The organism is Streptomyces sp. NPDC001902 (assembly GCF_042891295.1).
In the GTDB taxonomy this organism is placed as follows: Bacteria; Actinomycetota; Actinomycetes; order Streptomycetales; family Streptomycetaceae; genus Actinacidiphila.
The window spans coordinates 63,422-80,122 of record NZ_JBIATA010000001.1 but is presented as its reverse complement, the minus strand read 5'-3'; the positions used below and the strand labels follow the sequence as shown (position 1 = coordinate 80,122).

Below are 16,701 nucleotides of genomic sequence, written 5' to 3'. Positions count from 1 at the left end.
TGGAACTGTGGTGATCGTCACGGGAATTGAGTGACGGTTGTGAAAGCAGTGACTCGGGGTAGGGTCGTCAGGGTTCCGCGGCAGCGGGGCTTCACATTCGGCTGAGCTTAACGGGATCGGTAACCGCGTTTCCCGTACTTCCGGCTATTTGTCCGGACGGCGTGAAGTCCTGGCAGGCTTTCCGCGCAGGATGTGTGGCCGATGTACGGACACCGACCGGGAGAAGCTCGAGGCGAAGCTGACCATGGACGCTCTGACCACGAACGCGGCCGAACCGGGAAAGGGAGCCGGGGCTGGGTCCTCCGGATGGTTCACGCCGCACACACCCCCTGACGGGCCGAGACCCCACCACGAGGGCGGGGACGGCGGCGAGCCGAGCCGCCCGGTACGGCCCATAAGGCCGGTGGGCACGGGAGCCGGGCGGAGCACCGGCCCCGGCCCGGCGCTGCCGCGGCCCGGCCCCCCGCAGGACGCGCCGGGGCCGCGGCACCATCCGCAGCCGCCGGACCGGCAGCCCCCGCCCCGGGCGGAGGCCCGGCCGCGGTCGCGGCAGCCGAGCGCGGACGCACTGCTCATCCGGCGGACGATGGAGGAGGTCGCGCCCGTAGCCGACAAGACGACGTCGTATTTCTATGCACTTTTGTTCATACGGCATCCGGAGTTGCGCGAACTCTTTCCGGCCGCGATGGACGCGCAGCGCGACCGATTGTTGAAAGCGCTCCTCACCGCCGCGGAACACATAGACGACGCCGAGATACTCACCGAATACCTGTCCCACCTGGGCCGCGGCCACCGGAAATACGGCACCCGGCCCGAGCACTATCCGGCCGTGGGGGAATGCCTGATCGGGGCGCTGACCCGGTACGCCTCGGCGGTCTGGAACGACGAGGTCGAGGCGGCCTGGGTGCGCGCCTACACGGCGATCTCGCAGATCATGATCGACGCGGCGGCGGCCGACGAGAAGCACGCGCCGCCCTGGTGGCAGGCGGAGATCGTCAGCCACGAACCGCGCACCTCCGACATCGCGGTGCTCAGCGTTCGCCCCGACCAGCCCTACCCCTTCCTCGCGGGCCAGTACACGACGCTGGAGACGCCCTGGTGGCCGCGGGTCTGGCGGCACTACTCCTTCGCCAGCGCCCCCCGCCCGGACGGCCTGCTGGTCTTCCACGTGAAGGCCGTGCCGGCCGGCTGGGTCAGCGGGGCGCTGGTCCACCGGGCCCGGCCCGGCGACGTGCTGCGGCTCGGTCCTCCGGGCGGCTCCATGGTCGTGGACCACAGCACCGACAACGGACTGCTCTGCCTGGGCGGCGGCACCGGCATCGCCCCCATCAAGGCCCTGGTCGAAGACGTTGCCGAGCACGGCCGCCGCCGTGCCATGGACGTCTTCTACGGCGCCCGCAGCGACCACGACCTGTACGACCTGGACACCTTGGTGGGGCTCGCCCGGCGCCACCCCTGGCTCTCGGTGCGCCCCGTGGTCTCCCACGGCCGCGGCGAAGTGGGGCTGCACGGCCCGCTCCCCGAGATCGTGCGGCAGTACGGCCCCTGGCCCGAGTACGACGCGTACCTCAGCGGGCCGCCCGGGATGATCCGCAGCGGCGTCGACACCCTCGTGCGCAGCGGCATGCCCTCCCAGCGCATCCGGCACGACCTGATCGAGGAACTGGTCGCGGCCGGCGACTGAATCCGCTCCGCCCACGCCCCCCGGGGCCCCCACCCCCCCCACGAGGAGAAACGTTGCCGCAGGAACGTCCCGGAAGCGCGGGAGAGCACCGCGTCCAGGAGGAGATGGGCACGGCCGACCGCGCGGACCGCTTCTACACCGAACAGGTGCTGGACCACCTCAACCCGCTGATGCGGGAGTTCACCGAGCGGCAGGAGATGTTCTTCCTGTCCACGGCGGACGCCCGGGGGGAGTGTGACAGCACCTTCAGGGCCGGCCCGCCCGGCTTCCTGACCGTGCTGGACGAGCGGACCCTGGTCTACCCCGAGTACCGGGGGAACGGCGTGATGGCCTCGTTGGGCAACCTGCGCGAGAACCCGCACGTGGGCATCCTGATGCTCGACTTCACCCGGGACCGGATCGGACTGCACGTCAACGGCCGCGCGCGGGTGGTCCCGGACGGCGCGATGCGCGCCCTGCACCCTTGGCTCCCGGTGGACGCGGTGCCCGGCCGCAGGCCTCAGCTGTGGGTACGGGTGAGCGTCGTGGAGGCGTACGTCCACTGCTCGAAGCACATCCCGCGGATGGCGAAGGTGCCCCTGCAGGGCGGCCGGGCCTGGGGCACCGACGACGTGCGGCGCAAGGGCGGCGACTACTTCCGGGCGGCCGCCGACGCCGCGCACTCCCGCACCGAGCGGTCCGGCGGCGCGGGCCCGGGCTGGTTCGGCGTCTGAGGCCGCCCCGGTCGGCCCCGGGGCCGGCCGGGCCGCCCCGAGGTCAGCCGAGGTCGGCCGAGAGCAGTCCCAGCACGCCTTCGATGTTGCCGTCCAGGTAGTGCCGCAGGGTCAGCGGAACGATCTCCACGGAGGCGAGCCCGACCCGGCTGAAGGGCACGCGGACCACGTCGTACGTCCCCGAGGGCTCGTCCACCTCGGGGCCGTGCCGCCGCGAGGGGTCCATGGAGGCCAGCCGGCACACGAAGAAGTGCTGCACCTTCACGCCGTGCGAGCCGTCCTCGCCGATGTGCTCGACGGTGTCGACGAAGGCCGGGACGACATCGGTGACCTTGGCGCCGAGCTCCTCGTCCAGCTCTCTGTGGAGCGCCTCGACGATGGTGGCGTCCTCGGCCTCGACCCCGCCGCCGGGGGTGACCCAGTACGGGTGGAGCCCGGGCTTGGTGCGCTTGATGAGCACGAGGGAGTCGCCGTCGAGCAGGATGGCACGGGCGGTGCGCTTGACCACCGGCCGGGTGGCCGGGGCGGTCGGTGCACCGCCCGTGGCAGGTGCTTCGATGTCCGGGGGCATGCCTGAGATCTGCCGCGGCGCGGGAGGCGGCAAACGCCTCCGGGACGGCGAATCGGAACGCCGCGTTCTCGCGGAGGTCACCCGCCGTACGCCGGGCGCGCGGTCACCAGGCCGCGGAGGAGCGCATCAGCTGCTCGTGCACCCGCGCGATGTGCGGCAGCGCGAGCGTCCCGGCGCGCACCGAGACGAAGTACGTGCGCAGGGGTGGCACCGGCGGCTCCAGGAGCGCCTTGGCGGCGCCCGCCGTGATGGCCTCGCAGCACAGGTAGCGCGGCAGGACGGCCATGCCGACCCCGGCGACCACGCACTCCAGGACCGCCCTCAGGTCGGGCACGACCACGGCGGGGACGATGGCAGGGGTGGTGTCGAAGACCGCCGACCAGTAGTGGTCGATCAACGGCATGCCCTCGTCGTAGGAGATCACGGGGATGCCGTCGAGGACCTGTGCCCCGTGGGTGCGCACCGCGAGCGGGCCGCCGATCCGCTCCTGCCAGACGGGCGCGGCCACGAGTATCTGCTCCTCGTCCCACAGGGCGCTGGCGGTCAGCAGCCGGTCGCGCGGCCGGAGGGTGCCGATGGAGAGGTCGTGGTGGCCCGCGGCGAGGCCGGCCAGGGCCTCGTCCTCGCCGGCCAGCGCGATCCGCAGCTGCAGGCCCTCGGCGACCAGCGGGGCGAGGGCGGGGAGGGCGCGCAGGGAGGTGAAGGTGGGCGGCCCGGCGAGGTGCAGGGTGCGGTTGCCCGACTCCTCGTCGAGGTCCGCCTCGGTTATCTCCAGGAGGGCGTCGAGGTGCGGGGCCACCCGGTGGGCCAGGTCGTCCCCGACGGGGGTCGGAGCGACGCCGCGCGGCAGGCGCAGGAACAGGGGGCGGCCCACCTGCCGCTCCAGGCTGCGGATCTGGCTGGTGACGGCGGGCTGCGACAGTCCCAGCAGCTGGGCGGCCCTGGTGAAGGAGCCGGCCCGGTGCACGGTGACGAACGTGCGCAGCAGAGCCAGATCCATGGAACCGCTCCCTCCCGGCCACCGGTACGACCCCAACATATAAATATATCGATAGGTCTGTATCGCAACTGTGATTGGACACTGACGCAGAGTCAACTAGCCTTGTTCGAGCGGATCTCCGCGCGTAAAGCCAGGGTGGTCCGAGCCACGAGGGGGGAGGCTCGGGCCACCCATTCTGCGTAGGTCCCTCTACGTAGATATATCTGTTTGAGATGAACGGACGAAATCAGCGCGCGGCGGCGTCCAGGGCCTGCGTCACGTCCCGCAGGATGTCGGCCGCGTCCTCCACCCCGACCGAGAAGCGGACGAAGCCCTCGGGGACCGCGTCGCCGCCCCAGCGCGCCCTGCGTTCCGCGGTGCTGGTCACGCTCCCGAAGCTGGTGGCCTCGGTCGTCAGCAGCAGCTCGGACAGGAAGCGCTCGGCGTGCTCCTTGTCGGGCAGCGTGAAGGACACGACGCTGCCGAACCGGGTCATCTGCGCGGTCGCGACGGCGTGCGCCGGGTCGTCCACCAGACCCGGGTGACGGACGTCGGTCACCTCGGGGCGCCGGCGCAGGGCGGCGGCGAGCTCCAGGGCGTTGGCGGCCTGCTTGTCCACTCGCAGCGCGAGCGTGGACAGCGAACGGTGGGCCAGCCAGGCCTCCATGGGACCGGGGATCGCGCCGACCGTCTTGCGCCACATCCGCACCCCGGCGGCGAGCTCGGGCCGACGGGTGGTCACGTAGCCCAGCAGCAGGTCGCCGTGGCCCGAGAGCGCCTTGGTGCCGCTCGCCACCGAGAAGTCCGCGCCCAGGTCGAGCGGTCGCTGGCCGAGCGGGGTGGCGAGGGTGTTGTCGACCGCCACGAGCGCGCCCGCGGCGTGCGCGGCGTCGGCCAGCCGGCGGATGTCGCACACGTCGAGGCCCGGGTTGGACGGCGTCTCGATCCACAGCAGCCGGGCGCCCTCCAGCACCTTCAGCTGGGCGTCGCCCGCGGTGGGCGCCAGGCGCACCGAGACCCCGTAGTCCTTCAGGCGGCCCTGGAGGGTGCGGGTCGCCTGGTAGCAGTCGGAGGGCAGCACCACGGTGTCGCCGGAACGCACCTGCGAGAACAGCACGGAGGAGATGGCGCCCATGCCCGAGGCGAAGGCCAGCGTCTGCGCGGGGACGTCCGGGGACTCCAGGGCGGAGATCGCCTCCTCCAGCCGGGTCCAGGTGGGGTTCTCGTCACGGCCGTAGGTGTACGGGCCGGTGACGTCGCCCGGCAGGTGGAAGTGCGCGGCGAACACCGGGCCGGGCAGGGCCGGCTCGTGCGGCCGGGCCGGCGGGCGGCCCGCGTGCACGCTGCGGGTGCTGTCCCCGGGTCTGCTCTCGTACTCCGTCATCGCCCTCTCCTCGCTCTCCCCGTCTTCGCGAACGTACAGGCGGAAGATACCGGTGTACGGGCCAACGAACACGGCCGTCCGCTAGGCGGACGCGAGGGCCTCACGGGCGGCCCGGCCCGCGGCGGCCCCGTAGCCCGCCCCGAACAGGACGGCGTGCACCAGCAGGGGGTGCAACTGGTGCAGCGGCACCCGTTCCCGGCGGCCGGGCAGCGGCCGGACCTCCTCGTACGCGGCGAGCACCCGCTCCAGGTGCGGGCAGCCGAACAGCTCCAGCATCGCCAGGTCGGCCTCGGGGTGCCCGCCCTGCGCCGCCGGGTCGACGACGCGGGCGCGGCCGTCGGCGGCGAACAGGACGTTGCCGGACCACAGGTCGCCGTGGATCACCGCGGGCGGTTGCGGGGGGCCGCCGATCCGCGGCAGCAGCTCGCAGACCCGCTCGACCGCGCGGACGTCGGCCGGTGTCACGGCCCCGTCGTCGGCGGCCTGCCGCAGGAAGGGCAGCAGCCGCCGGCCGGCGTGGAAGGAGGGCCAGTCCCCGGGGGAGCCGGGCGACGGCAGGGGGAGCGGGAGCGAACCGATGTAGGCGGGGTGCGCCGTCCCGTACCCCGGGGCGGGCACCCGGTGGAGGGCGGCGAGTTCACGGCCCAGGCGCTCGGCGGCGGCCGGGGTGGCGGGGCCGGGCTCGACCCACTCCAGGACGAGCGTGTCGTCGTCGGCGGCGAGCACCTCCGGTACGGCGACCGTGCCGGTCCCGCCCAGCAGCCGCAGGCCCGCGGCCTCGGCGGCGAAGAAGCCCGGCGGCGCGTCCGCGAGGGACTTGGCGAAGACCGTGCCGCCCGAGCGGCGCCGCAGCCGTACCGCCCGGCAGATGGAGCCGCCGCCCACCGGGCCGAGCTCGGTCACCGGCTCGCCCAGCAGGGCGGCGACCCGGTCCGCGGGTCGGGCCGGACGGGTCACGGCGTGCGCGCGGGCTCGCCGAGGGTGTCGCGTACGGCCTCCAGCAGGCCGTCGGCGGCGGCCTCGCACATCTCCAGGCACTCCTCGAAGCCGCCGATGTCCCCGTAGTAGGGGTCGGGCACGTCCAGGCCACGGCCGTCCGCCCCGGCGTCCGCGCCGGGGTCGTAGGAGCGCAGCAGCCGCACCTTGGCGGCGTCCTCCGCGGTCGGCGCCAGCTGGCGCAGGTCCCGCAGGTGGCCGGAGTCGAGGGCGATCACCAGGTCGAGCCCGGCGAACCACTCGGGCTGGAACTGGCGCGCGATGTGCTCGTGCCCGTACCCGGCCGCGCGGAGCACGGCCACGGTGCGGTGGTCGGCGCCGTCGCCCTCGTGCCAGGAGCCGGTCCCCGCGCTGTCCGCGACGACCAGGGCGCCGAGTCCGGCCTCCTCGACACGGGCGCGGAAGACGGACTCGGCCATCGGCGAACGGCAGATGTTGCCGGTGCACACGAAGCACACCCGCAGCGGCGTGCGGGAGGACGGAGCGCTCATGGGCTCCATGATGCAGCCCCGGGGTCAGTCCTCGTCCGGCAGGACCATGTTCAGGGCCCAGGAGACGATGCTGATGATCAGACCGCCGAGGAACGCCGCCCAGAAGCCCTCGACGTGGAAGTCCAGGTCGAGCTCGCCGGAGATCCAGGAGGTGAGCAGCAGCATCAGGGCGTTGACGATCAGCGTGAACAACCCGAGGGTGAGCACGAGCAGGGGCAGCGAGAGCAGTTTCACCAGCGGCTTCACCAGCCAGTTCACCACGCCGAAGACCAGGGCGACGAGGATGAGGGTGAGGGCCTTGTGCGCGGTGTCGTCACCGGTGAGCGTGATGTTGCCCACGAGCCAGATGGCCACCAGCAGGGCCCCGGCGTTCGCGAGCGTCTTGACGACGAAGTTCATCATGGCTGAGATCGTCGCAGAAGTGATCCCACAGGCACAGGGGCGAGAGGGAGCGGGTAAGTGAAGGTGTTCCGGCTGGACGACCTGGAGGCCGAGCGGGCCGCCAACGAGGGCGCGTACCTCGGCTTCCTGCGCGAGCGGAACATGTCCGCCGGGCTCTACGCCCTGCGGGCCGGAGAGCTCGACCCGCAGAAACCGCACGCGCAGGACGAGATCTACCTGGTCGTGAGCGGCCGGGCGCTGATCACCGTGGGGGAGGAGACGACGCACGTCGCACGCGGCAGCGTGGTCTACGTCCCGGCCGGGACGCCGCACCGCTTCCACCACGTCACCGAGGACCTGAACGTCATGGTGGTCTTCTCGCCCCCCGAGGCGTGAGGGCCTTCGCCCCCGGGTTCCCGTAGGGGGAGGGTCAGGGACGGATGGGGACCGCGAGGCCTCCGCAGGGGGCCGCCGCGGCCCTAGCCTGGGAGCGGAAGGACGACAAGGAGGAGGAAACGGTGAAGCTCTTCGAGGGCCTGCCCTGGTGGGTCAAGTGGGTCGCGGTGCCGGTGATCGCGATCGTGGTCTTCGGCGGCATGATCGCCAGCGCGATCGGGTTCCTGTTCTGGCTGCTGTTCAAGGTGCTGGTCTTCGTGGCACTGGTCGGCGGTCTGGTGTACGTGGTCAAGAAGTTCACCTCGTCCTCGTCCGACTCCCGCGACAAGTGGTGACCCCGTGGGGCCCGGTCACCGGGCCCCACGGGAGGTGCGCCGCTCAGTCCTGGAGCCGCACGCGCTCCGGGCCCCGCGGCGCCGCACCGTTCGGTGAGGCGTTGCCGCCGGCGCCGGTCGCGCCGTTCATCTGGGCGAGCAGCTGACGGGCCAGGCCCAGGCCCGTACCACCCATGGTCAGCGCCTTGGCGAACATCTCCGACATCCCGTCGGCGCCGTTCAGCAGCACCATGTGGTCCACGTTGCCGAAGGCCTCGGCGCCCGCCCGGACGATCTCCGGCCAGTTCTCGGCCAGCTGCTGGGCGACGACCGCCTCCTGGTTCTCCGCCAGGGCCGCGGCCCGCGCCTTGATCGACTCGGCCTCGGCCAGGCCCTTGGCCTTCGCGGCCTCGGCCTCCGCCAGACCCCGTGCCTGGGTCGCGGCGGCCTCGGCCTCACCTGTGGCCCGGGTGGCCGCTGCGGCCGCCTCACCGCCGACCCTGGTCTGCTCCGCCTGCGCCGCCGCGGCCGTCTTGACGCGGTTCGCCTCGGCGATGGCGGCCAGTTCCGTCTCGCGGGCCTTCGCCTCGGCCGCCGAGATGCGCGCGTCGCGCTCGGCCTCGGCCAGCGTCCGCTTCTCGTACGCGGAGGCGTCCGCCGGCTTGCGGACGTCCGCCTGCAGCTGCTGTTCGCGCCGCTGCGCCTCCAGTTCGGCGACCCGGGTCTCCTGGACGACGACCTCCTGCCGGGCCGCCGCCTCCGCGAGCGGGCCCGCCTGCCGGGAGGACGCGGTGGCTTTGTCCCGCTCGGCCATGTAACCGGCCTGCAGGATCTGGCTGTCCCGGGTCGCCTCCGCCATGCGGGCCGCGGCCTGCTGCTCGGCCTCGGTGGCCAGCCGGTCCGCCTCCGCCTGCGCGATGCGCGCGTCACGCTGGACGGCCGCGGCGTGCGGAGCGGCCAGGTTGTTGATGTACCCGGTCGGGTCGACGATCTCGTGGATCTGCAGCGAGTCGATGATCAGACCGAGCTTCTCCATCTCCGAGCCCGAGGCGGCCCGGGTCTCGGCGGTGAGCCGCTCCCGGTCCCGGATCATCTGCTCCACCGTCAGCCCGCCCACGATGGAGCGCAGATGACCGGCGAAGACGTTGTGCACCCGCTCGGGCATGAACTTCTGCTGGTCCAGGAAGCGTCGTGCCGCGTTGGCGATGGAGACCATGTCGTCGCCGACCTTGAAGATGACCACGCCGTGCACCTTCAGCGGGATGCCCTGCTGGGTGACGCAGTCCACGTTCAGCTCGGCCTCGTTGAGGTCGAGCGAGAGCCTGCGCACCGCCTGCACGCCGGGCAGGACCAGGGTCCCCCGCCCCGTGACGATGCGGAACCCCATGCCCTCCCCCACACCGTCCGTACGGTGCTTGGAACCGGAGATGACCAGTGCCTCGTTGGGCTCGGCGACCCGCCACATGAGCCGGAACAGGCCGATCAGGATGATGACCGCGACGAGCGCCCCGCCCGCCGCAACGCCGATGAGCATCGGCATACGCCCCCTTACGAATGGCCCCGATCGGGGCCGCGTACGGGAGTGTGCGCCTGTGGGTGACGGTCGGGTAGGTCCTGGCGGATCCTTGTCGCTTTCTTGACGCGGAGCGGAGCGATCCGCTCAGCCGTACGCGGGCGCCACGTACACGGTGCGCGGCGGCAGGTGCTCCACCACCACCACGACCGTGCCTTTCTCGATGCGCTCCCCGGCGGTCGCCGGGTACGCCAGGAACGCCTCCGCACCGCCCCGCACGTGCACGATCACCTCGCCGACCAGCCCCGGCCCGACCGTCCCGGTCACCCGGCCCTGCAGTCCGACCACGTCCCCCGCCCCTCCCGGCTCACTTGGCGCGGCGCCGGTGCCCGCGACCGGTGCCCGTGGGAACAGTGTCGCCGCTGCCGCGGTCCGCCGACACCACCAGCGCGGCCAGTGCCGTCGTCAACGGCACCGCCACCACCAGGCCGATGCTGCCCACCAGGGTGCGCACGATCTCCTCGGCGACCAGCTCGCTGCCCGCCACCGCCAGCACCCCGCGCTCCGCGATGGAGAAGAGCAGCAGCAGCGGCAGCGCCGCACCCGCGTACGCAAGCACCAGGGTGTTGACGACCGAGGCGATGTGGTCGCGGCCGATGCGCATCGCCGCCGAGTACAACTGCCGCGGGCCGGCGGACGGGTTCGCCTCCCGCAGCTCCCACACGGCCGAGGTCTGGGTGACCGTCACGTCGTCCAGGACGCCCAGCGAACCGATGATGATGCCGGCCAGCAGCAGACCGCGGATCTCGATGTCCGGGTAGAGGGAGTGAATCAGCCCCGTCTCGTCCGAGGTGTTGCCGCTGAGCAGCGCCCAGTCGATGAAGACCGAGCCCAGGACGCCGATCAGCAGCAGCGAGCACAAGGTGCCCAGGACCGCCACCGAGGTACGGGCGTTCAGGCCGTGGCACATGTAGAGCGCGATCAGCATGATGGCGCTGCCGCCGACCACCGCCACCAGGAGCGGATTGCTGCCGTGCAGGATCGCCGGGAGGATGAACAGCGTCAGCACGGCGAAGCTGATGACCAGCGCGGCCAGCGCCAGGATCCCGCGCAGCCGCCCGACCACGACCACCACCGTGGCGAAGATCCCGGCCAGCAGCCACAGGGGGAACGCCCGGTCGAGGTCGGTCACCGAGTACTGCAGTTCGCGCGGCGCCTGGGGCGCGTACGCCAGCAGCACCTTCTGGTCCTTCGTGTAGTGCCGGGTCTGGGTCGGCTGCACGATCTCGGTGAAGGTGCGGCCCGCGTCCTTGCCCGAGGTGACCTCGATGGTCGCCCGCTGGCAGATCGCCGGGCCGGACGGCGCCGCCGAGGGCCCGGGGGAGGGAGCGGCGCCGACGCCCGGTTCGGCGTTGACCTCCGAGCACTTGACGTCCTCGACCTTCACCACCCGTCCGGACTGCGTCTGCTGGTCGAAGCCGACGCCGGTGCGGTCGTGCTCCGGCACACCGCCCGGCCACAGCACCACCAGGCCGGCCACCACGGCCGCGACGAAGGGGACGAGGACGGCGGCGATGACCTTGCGCAGGTGCCGGGAGACCGGTGGCACCGGGCCGTGACCGTGTCCGTGACCATGGCCGTGCGCGTGCGGGTGAGTGGAGTCCACCGCCCGATCATCGCAACACCCCCTGGTGTGCGTCAGCGAGGACCCGCTAGCGTTGAGGCACCTTTGCAAACGCGGGAGCTCGGAGCACCGGGCTGAGAGGGCGCTGACCGGCCGAGGGGCCACCAGCTGCGCCGACCGCTGAACCTGTTACCGGGTAATGCCGGCGTAGGGAGTGGGTCTCATGACCATGCAGGATGCACGCGCGCGCGAAATCGGCTGGCACAAGGGGTACGTGACCGGGTCCCGCCCGGACATCGCGGTCCCCGTCCGCCGGGTGCACCTCACCAACGGCCGGGACGTGACGCTGTACGACACCTCCGGCCCGTACACCGACCCGAACGTCACCACCGACGTCCGCCGCGGCCTCCCGCCGCTGCGGGAGAACTGGATCGTCGCCCGCGGCGACACCGAGGAGTACCCCGGCCGCCCCGTCCGCCCCGAGGACGACGGCCTCAAGCACACCTCACCGCGCGACGGCCTGCGCAACCTGGACGCCGTCTTCCCCGGCCGCCCCCGCCTCCCCCGGCGCGGCCGGCCGGGACAGCCGGTGACCCAGCTGGCGTACGCGCGGCGGGGTGAGGTCACCCCGGAGATGGAGTACGTCGCGCTCCGCGAGGGCGTCTCCCCCGAGGTCGTCCGCGAGGAGATCGCGGCGGGACGCGCCGTCCTGCCGGCGAACGTCAACCACCCGGAGATCGAGCCGATGGTCATCGGCAAGCGGTTCCTGGTGAAGGTCAACGCCAACATCGGCAACTCGGCCGTCACCTCCTCCATCGAGGAGGAGGTGGACAAGATGACCTGGGCCACCCGCTGGGGCGCCGACACGGTCATGGACCTCTCCACCGGCCGCAACATCCACACCACACGCGAGTGGGTGCTGCGCAACTCCCCCGTCCCCATCGGCACGGTCCCCCTCTACCAGGCCCTGGAGAAGGTCGACGGCAAAGCCGAGGAACTGACCTGGGAGATCTACAAGGACACCGTCATCGAGCAGGCCGAGCAGGGCGTCGACTACATGACCGTCCACGCCGGCGTGCTGCTGCGGTACGTCCCGCTGACCGCGCGCCGCAAGACGGGCATCGTCTCCCGCGGCGGGTCGATCATGGCGGCCTGGTGCCTGGCGCACCACCAGGAGAGCTTCCTCTACGAGAACTTCGAGGAGCTCTGCGAGATCCTCGCCGCCTACGACGTCACCTACTCCCTGGGCGACGGCCTGCGTCCCGGCTCGATCGCGGACGCCAACGACGAGGCCCAGTTCGCGGAGCTGCGCACGCTCGGCGAACTCAACACCGTCGCCAAGCGGCACGGCGTGCAGACGATGATCGAGGGGCCGGGGCACGTCCCCATGCACAAGATCAAGGAGAACATCGACCTCCAGCAGGAGATCTGCGAGGAGGCGCCGTTCTACACCCTCGGCCCGCTCACCACCGACATCGCGCCCGCCTACGACCACATCACCTCCGGCATCGGCGCCGCGATGATCGCCTGGTGGGGCACGGCCATGCTCTGCTACGTCACCCCCAAGGAGCACCTGGGCCTGCCCGACCGCGACGACGTCAAGACCGGCGTCATCACCTACAAGATCGCCGCCCACGCCGCCGACCTCGCCAAGGGCCACCCCGGCGCCCAGGAGTGGGACGACGCCCTGTCCGACGCCCGCTTCGAGTTCCGCTGGGAGGACCAGTTCAACCTGGCCCTCGACCCGGACACGGCGCGGGCCTTCCACGACGAGACGCTGCCGGCGGAGCCGGCCAAGACCGCGCACTTCTGCTCCATGTGCGGGCCGAAGTTCTGCTCGATGAAGATCTCCCAGGACATCCGCCGCCAGCACGGCGGTACGCCCGAGGAGATCGAGGCCGGCATGGCGGAGAAGTCCCGCGAGTTCGCCGCCTCGGGCAACCGCGTCTACCTCCCGGTCGCCGACTGACCCGGTATCCGCCGGCAGCCCGTCCTGACGGGCTGCCGGCGGTGCGTCTCCGCGTCGTCGTCGAAGTCGACGTCCCGTCAGTCCGGGGTGTGGTCCGGGCCGCCGAAGTCGGGGCTGGAGAAGTCGGGGCTGGTGAAGTCGGGGCTCGTGAAGCGGTCCCCGGGTTCGGGGGACGACTCGGGGCCGGGGCTGGAGAAGTCGGGGCGGGAGTAGCCGAGGCGTGGCATCCGGGCGGTGCCGCCGCCGGGGCTCACGGTGGGGGCGGTCGGGGCGGCGCCGGCGGCCTTGGCGAGGGCGTCGTCGAGGAAGGGCTGCAGCCCCCGCTCCACCAGGGCCCGGCGCCACAGCTCGCGGGCGAGCGCGACGTCACGTGACTCGTCGTCGGGAGGGTCGTGGAGGGCGGTCGAGCCGTTGCGCAGCGCGGTGAGCAGCAGTCCGACCATGCCGATGATGACGCCGCAGGCGGCGACGGCCGCGAAGAGCCAGCCGGCCTGCCGCAGCGGCTGGGCGATCGCCGGTTCGGGGTGCCCGAAGCGCAGGGCGTACCCGAGCACGAGGAAGATGACGGCGGCCGTGCCCGCCAGGATCGGCGTGAGCACGGCGACGACGGCGAACAGCCCGGCCCCCGAGCCGTCGGCGGCGACCGGGGCCGCCGCGGCCGCGTAGCCGATGCCCGGCACGGCCGCGGTGCCTGCCTCGCGGCGTTGCTCCGCGAGGGCCTCGCGGACCTTGACGAACTGCTCGTACTCGGGCGCGGCGCAGGCGGAGATGGGCCCGGCCGCGTTGAGCGCCATGGTGCGCAACTGCTCGGCGTTGATGCGGCTGCGCGGGTCGGCGAGGGCGGCCCGCGTGCCCTCCGAGTGCAGAGCCGTGTCGAGGGCGCGCTCGAACTCCGGGCGGTCCTCGGTCAGCAGGTGTGGAGCGCTGTTCATGTGCATCCCCCGATGCTCCGTCTCCGGTGCCGCCCGGAGTTCACGAAGGACTGAGGTCCGGTCCGGCTGGGCGGAAGCGGAGGAGAAGCTGCCTACGGATATCCCGATGGTAGAGCGCGGAGGTGACGCGGTGACAGAGTGTTTCCGGAAAATGGGGGTTTCGGGGACTACAACGGCAGCTGTGCGACCAGGAGTTTGCCGTCCATGGTCACTCCGCCGTCCATGGCCACCGCCAGGTCGTCCGCGTACACGTGCGGCCCCTCGATGACGGCGGACCGGTCCGGCTGCTCGGCGCCGAGCTCCCCGCCGGGCTCGCCGAGCAGGTACGGGATGGGGCTGTGGCCGTGCACGACGCGGTGGCCGCCGTAGGTGTCGAGCAGTTCGCGGGCGGCCTCCGGTCCCGACTCGCCGCGGAAGGCGAAGCGCCGGGTGAACTTGCGGAACAGCTCCCAGCACTCGTCGGCGTCGCCGCGCTGCAGGATGCCGGTGACGGCGTCGTTCATGGCGTCGATGGTGCCGCCGTACTCCAGGTACGCGGTGGTGTCGGAGTGCAGCAGCAGGTGGCCGTCGGTGAGGGCGGCCGCGTCCAGCCGGGACATCCAGGCGACGTGGTGGTCCTGCAGCCGCTCCATGTCGGTGGTCTGGCCGCCGTTGAGGCGCCAGGCGGCGAGGAAGGAGGCGGTGCCGGCGGCGGAGTTCACCGGGGTGTCGCCGAAGCGGTGGGCACCGAGCAGCAGCAGTTCGTGGTTGCCCATGAGGGCCCTGGTGTAGCCGCCGGCCGCGGCGGCCTCCGCGGACAGCTGCATGACGAGCTCGATCACGCCGATGCCGTCGGGGCCGCGGTCGGTGAAGTCGCCGAGGAACCACAGGCGGGCGTTGCCGGCCGCCCAGTGGCCCTCGGAGTCGATCAGCCCGGTCGCGTACAGGGCCTCGCGCAGCCGGTCCAGGTAGCCGTGGACGTCGCCGACGACGTAGAGCGGGCCCAGTGCCTGGGGGTCGGTCGCGGTGACCACCGGGAGGTCGTGCTGCGTGGGCGTGTACTCCGGCGGCATCATCCGCTCGTCGATCATGGTCGGTTCGTGCCCGGCCGGGTAGCCGGGTGGGGCCCCGACGGCATCGGCGGGGTGCGCCGACGGCGTCATGGGCGCACCGTGCGCCACCACCTCCGCGGGGTCCTGAGACCAGCCGTACGAGGTACCGGGCATGGGTCCCTGACCTGCCCCCTGAGTCATCGACCCCTCCACCGTCGCGCCACCATCCGCCCATCATAGGAATGACGATGTCGTGGCGTGACACACCTGCTGATAGCGATTTCATCCGGTGCGGACAAATCCGCACGGGGTGGACCGTTCTCGCCCCGGAGGCACCGGTTCCTATCCTCCCGCGGGCCCGCGGGGCGGGCTGACGGTGGTGCGCGGCGAGCGCCGCTGGGAGGAGGTGCGGACGATCAGGTCGGTCGGCATGACCTGCTGCACCGGGCGGCCCGCGTCAACCCCCTCGATGGCGTCGATGAGCAACTGGACGACCGCGGTGCCGATCCGGCCCGGTTTGAGGGAGAGCGTGGTGATCGGGGGCTCGGTCGTCGCGTAGACCATGCTCTCGCTGCAGCAGACCAGCAGGAGGTCGTCGGGCACGCGCAGCCCGTAGCGGCGGGCGGCGGCGAGCAGGTCGGTGCCGTTGGGGTCGAAGAGGCCGTAGACCGCGTCGGGGCGGTCGGGGCGGGCGAGCAGGCGGTCGGCGGCGACGGCGCCGGCGCACGGGTCGTGGGCGGGGTAGGCCTCGACGACGGGTTCCTGGCCGATCCGCTCGCACCAGTTGAGGTAGGCGGTGGTGGACAGGCGGGTGTAGGTGTCGGTGCTGGTCCCGGTGAGCAGGCCGATCCTGCGGGCCCCGGCCTCGGCGAGGTGCTCCAGGATGCCGAGCACGGCGGCCTCGTGGTCGTTGTCGACCCAGGCCTGGACGGGCAGGCTGCCGGCCGGGCGGCCGTCGCTGACCACGGGGATGCCCTGCCGCACCAGCTCGGTGACCATCGGGTCGTGGTCGGAGGGGTCGATCACCACCGTGCCGTCCAGCGCGACGTTGCTCCACACGTCGTGCCGGGAGGAGGCGGGCAGGATGACCAGGGCGTAGCCGCGGGCGAGCGCGGCGGAGGTGGCGGCCCGGGCCATCTCGGCGAAGTAGGCGAACTCCGTGAAGGTGAAGGGTTCTTCGCCGTACGTCGTCACGGTCAGGCCGATCAGCCCCGACCTCCCGGTGCGCAGCGTGCGGGCGGCGGCGGAGGGGCGGTACCCCAGCCGGTCGGCGACCTCACGGACGTGACGGCGGGTGGCGTCGGGCAGTCGGCCCTTGCCGTTGAGCGCGTCGGAGACAGTGGTGATCGAGACGCCGGCCGCGGCGGCCACGTCCCTGATGCCGGCCCGCTCCAGCCGGCGTCCGGCGGGCCGGCTCGCCTGGTGGTTCCCTGCTGCTGTCATGGCGTGGTGATAGTAGGGGTCGGGTGGTCCTTTCGCGGGGTGCCGGAGAAGGCGTTGACAGAGACGTTTCCCCGCACACGCTGCCGGGCGTGGCCGGGAAAGCGCAGGTGGCGGCGGGTGGCTACCACGGGTCACGGGCCCGTCACGGGGTCCCGTCCGCCCCGCCGCCCGCGGTGTGGACGTGCATCAACTCACCCCTTCGAGGGATGCGCGCCACCGCGCGCGCCACCGGCGCGCAGTGCGTCGCACCGCCTGCTGCGTCCGCCGCGAGCCCCTGCCG

At 72.4% G+C, this 16,701-nt stretch carries 17 protein-coding genes; 5 read left to right on the top strand and 12 right to left on the bottom strand.

Annotated features, from left to right (window positions below):
- Positions 1-244 precede the first annotated feature (244 nt).
- Positions 245-1,684, top strand: coding sequence for a globin domain-containing protein (locus tag ACFYYN_RS00375; protein ID WP_500544160.1), 1,440 nt, complete (start codon positions 245-247; stop codon positions 1,682-1,684).
- Positions 1,685-1,737: 53 nt separating this feature from the next.
- A complete protein-coding gene (locus ACFYYN_RS00370) occupies positions 1,738-2,397 on the top strand; it encodes a pyridoxamine 5'-phosphate oxidase family protein (RefSeq protein WP_500544159.1) in 660 nt (219 codons plus the stop codon).
- A 43-nt stretch (positions 2,398-2,440) separates the two neighbouring features.
- Here ACFYYN_RS00370 and ACFYYN_RS00365 read toward each other — a convergent pair whose 3' ends face one another.
- The 6 genes from ACFYYN_RS00365 to ACFYYN_RS00340 form a co-directional block, all read right to left on the bottom strand.
- A complete protein-coding gene (locus ACFYYN_RS00365) occupies positions 2,441-2,968 on the bottom strand; it encodes an NUDIX domain-containing protein (RefSeq protein WP_500544158.1) in 528 nt (175 codons plus the stop codon).
- Between the two features lie 103 nt (positions 2,969-3,071).
- Complete coding sequence (locus ACFYYN_RS00360) at positions 3,072-3,968, bottom strand: LysR family transcriptional regulator (RefSeq protein ID WP_500544157.1); 897 nt, start codon at positions 3,966-3,968, stop codon at positions 3,072-3,074.
- A gap of 226 nt (positions 3,969-4,194) precedes the next feature.
- Positions 4,195-5,331 (bottom strand): cystathionine gamma-lyase, encoded by a 1,137-nt coding sequence (locus tag ACFYYN_RS00355; RefSeq protein WP_500544156.1) that lies wholly within the window; start codon positions 5,329-5,331, stop codon positions 4,195-4,197.
- A gap of 81 nt (positions 5,332-5,412) precedes the next feature.
- Positions 5,413-6,288, bottom strand: coding sequence for a fructosamine kinase family protein (locus ACFYYN_RS00350; RefSeq protein WP_500544155.1), 876 nt, complete (start codon positions 6,286-6,288; stop codon positions 5,413-5,415).
- Positions 6,285-6,818 (bottom strand): low molecular weight protein-tyrosine-phosphatase, encoded by a 534-nt coding sequence (locus ACFYYN_RS00345; RefSeq protein ID WP_500544154.1) that lies wholly within the window; start codon positions 6,816-6,818, stop codon positions 6,285-6,287. The genes ACFYYN_RS00350 and ACFYYN_RS00345 overlap by 4 nt, the downstream gene beginning before the upstream one ends.
- A 24-nt stretch (positions 6,819-6,842) precedes the next feature.
- Positions 6,843-7,220, bottom strand: a complete 378-nt coding sequence (locus ACFYYN_RS00340; protein WP_500330947.1) for a phage holin family protein — start codon at positions 7,218-7,220, stop codon at positions 6,843-6,845.
- A gap of 57 nt (positions 7,221-7,277) precedes the next feature.
- Between ACFYYN_RS00340 and ACFYYN_RS00335 the strand changes: the two genes are divergently transcribed.
- Positions 7,278-7,595 carry a cupin domain-containing protein gene (locus tag ACFYYN_RS00335; RefSeq protein WP_499512925.1) on the top strand — a complete coding sequence of 106 codons (318 nt, stop codon included), beginning with the start codon at positions 7,278-7,280 and terminating at the stop codon, positions 7,593-7,595.
- A gap of 122 nt (positions 7,596-7,717) precedes the next feature.
- Positions 7,718-7,930, top strand: coding sequence for a DUF5326 family protein (locus ACFYYN_RS00330; RefSeq protein WP_018558186.1), 213 nt, complete (start codon positions 7,718-7,720; stop codon positions 7,928-7,930).
- Between the two features lie 43 nt (positions 7,931-7,973).
- Here ACFYYN_RS00330 and ACFYYN_RS00325 read toward each other — a convergent pair whose 3' ends face one another.
- The 3 genes from ACFYYN_RS00325 to ACFYYN_RS00315 form a co-directional block, all read right to left on the bottom strand.
- The gene (locus tag ACFYYN_RS00325) at positions 7,974-9,449 is read right to left on the bottom strand and encodes a flotillin family protein (protein WP_500544153.1); all 1,476 of its coding nucleotides are present in this window, start codon (positions 9,447-9,449) and stop codon (positions 7,974-7,976) included.
- 120 nt (positions 9,450-9,569) lie between these two features.
- Positions 9,570-9,770 (bottom strand): NfeD C-terminal domain-containing protein, encoded by a 201-nt coding sequence (locus ACFYYN_RS00320; protein ID WP_018558188.1) that lies wholly within the window; start codon positions 9,768-9,770, stop codon positions 9,570-9,572.
- 19 nt (positions 9,771-9,789) lie between these two features.
- Positions 9,790-11,088: a YibE/F family protein gene (locus ACFYYN_RS00315; protein WP_500544152.1), complete on the bottom strand. Its 1,299-nt coding sequence runs from the start codon at positions 11,086-11,088 to the stop codon at positions 9,790-9,792.
- A 181-nt stretch (positions 11,089-11,269) separates the two neighbouring features.
- Here ACFYYN_RS00315 and thiC point away from each other — a divergent pair, with 181 nt between their 5' ends.
- Positions 11,270-13,015 (top strand): phosphomethylpyrimidine synthase ThiC, encoded by a 1,746-nt coding sequence (thiC, locus tag ACFYYN_RS00310; protein WP_500544151.1) that lies wholly within the window; start codon positions 11,270-11,272, stop codon positions 13,013-13,015.
- Between the two features lie 77 nt (positions 13,016-13,092).
- Here the strand turns inward: thiC and ACFYYN_RS00305 are convergent, their stop codons facing one another.
- From ACFYYN_RS00305 to ACFYYN_RS00295, 3 genes are all read right to left on the bottom strand, one after another.
- Positions 13,093-13,953: a hypothetical protein gene (locus tag ACFYYN_RS00305; protein WP_500544150.1), complete on the bottom strand. Its 861-nt coding sequence runs from the start codon at positions 13,951-13,953 to the stop codon at positions 13,093-13,095.
- A gap of 161 nt (positions 13,954-14,114) precedes the next feature.
- Positions 14,115-15,152, bottom strand: a complete 1,038-nt coding sequence (locus tag ACFYYN_RS00300; protein ID WP_500330958.1) for a metallophosphoesterase — start codon at positions 15,150-15,152, stop codon at positions 14,115-14,117.
- A gap of 168 nt (positions 15,153-15,320) precedes the next feature.
- The gene (locus ACFYYN_RS00295; protein ID WP_500330959.1) at positions 15,321-16,421 is read right to left on the bottom strand and encodes a LacI family DNA-binding transcriptional regulator; all 1,101 of its coding nucleotides are present in this window, start codon (positions 16,419-16,421) and stop codon (positions 15,321-15,323) included.
- Between the last annotated feature and the right edge of the window lie 280 nt (positions 16,422-16,701).

What these genes read in the sequence shown, in the direction of transcription:
- ACFYYN_RS00355 (WP_500544156.1), bottom strand. Translation starts at nt 5,331, where the DNA reads ATGACGGAGTACGAGAGCAGACCCGGGGACAGCACCCGCAGCGTGCAC.
- ACFYYN_RS00295 (WP_500330959.1), bottom strand. Translation starts at nt 16,421, where the DNA reads ATGACAGCAGCAGGGAACCACCAGGCGAGCCGGCCCGCCGGACGCCGG.
- ACFYYN_RS00325 (WP_500544153.1), bottom strand. Translation starts at nt 9,449, where the DNA reads ATGCCGATGCTCATCGGCGTTGCGGCGGGCGGGGCGCTCGTCGCGGTC.
- ACFYYN_RS00365 (WP_500544158.1), bottom strand. Translation starts at nt 2,968, where the DNA reads ATGCCCCCGGACATCGAAGCACCTGCCACGGGCGGTGCACCGACCGCC.
- ACFYYN_RS00305 (WP_500544150.1), bottom strand. Translation starts at nt 13,953, where the DNA reads ATGCACATGAACAGCGCTCCACACCTGCTGACCGAGGACCGCCCGGAG.
- ACFYYN_RS00340 (WP_500330947.1), bottom strand. Translation starts at nt 7,220, where the DNA reads ATGATGAACTTCGTCGTCAAGACGCTCGCGAACGCCGGGGCCCTGCTG.
- ACFYYN_RS00345 (WP_500544154.1), bottom strand. Translation starts at nt 6,818, where the DNA reads ATGAGCGCTCCGTCCTCCCGCACGCCGCTGCGGGTGTGCTTCGTGTGC.
- ACFYYN_RS00300 (WP_500330958.1), bottom strand. Translation starts at nt 15,152, where the DNA reads ATGCCCGGTACCTCGTACGGCTGGTCTCAGGACCCCGCGGAGGTGGTG.
- ACFYYN_RS00375 (WP_500544160.1), top strand. Translation starts at nt 245, where the DNA reads ATGGACGCTCTGACCACGAACGCGGCCGAACCGGGAAAGGGAGCCGGG.
- ACFYYN_RS00360 (WP_500544157.1), bottom strand. Translation starts at nt 3,968, where the DNA reads ATGGATCTGGCTCTGCTGCGCACGTTCGTCACCGTGCACCGGGCCGGC.
- thiC (WP_500544151.1), top strand. Translation starts at nt 11,270, where the DNA reads ATGACCATGCAGGATGCACGCGCGCGCGAAATCGGCTGGCACAAGGGG.